The 398-nt window shown below is 51.5% G+C and carries 1 protein-coding gene; it reads right to left on the bottom strand.

Annotated features, from left to right (window positions below; translation table 11 throughout):
- On the bottom strand, nucleotides 1-352 hold a 352-nt coding region (locus H0X90_RS35500), incomplete at its 3' end, for an alanine:cation symporter family protein (protein WP_196438453.1).
- Nucleotides 353-398 lie beyond the last annotated feature (46 nt).

Below are 398 nucleotides of genomic sequence, written 5' to 3'. Positions count from 1 at the left end.
CTTTATAAAGTTGTGCCAGAGAACATTCGGCAAACGAGGTCGCCATGCCGATAAACGCGGCAACCCACATCCAAAAGACGGCTCCAGGTCCACCGGCGGTAATTGCCAGCGCAACGCCGGCCAGGTTGCCGCTACCCACGCGCGCCGCAAGACTGGTACACAATGACTGAAATGAGGTTAAACCGCCTGGCTGTGGATGAATGCTATTTTTAAGACTTTTGCCAAACTGGCGGATGTAGCGAAACTGCACAAATCCGGTGCGAAAAGTGAACCAACAACCTGCGCCGAAGAGCAGGTAAATCGTTACCGATCCCCAAAGGACGCTGTTAATAAAGGAGAAAAAATCTGGCATGCATATCCCTCTTATTGCCGGTCGCGATGACTTTCCTGTGTAAACG

The sequence above is a fragment of the Burkholderia sp. 9775_39 genome, assembly GCF_015712225.1.
In the GTDB taxonomy this organism is placed as follows: Bacteria; Pseudomonadota; Gammaproteobacteria; order Burkholderiales; family Burkholderiaceae; genus Burkholderia; species Burkholderia cenocepacia.
The sequence above is the reverse complement of the archived record's forward strand: the minus strand, read 5'-3'. Positions and strand labels throughout refer to the sequence as shown.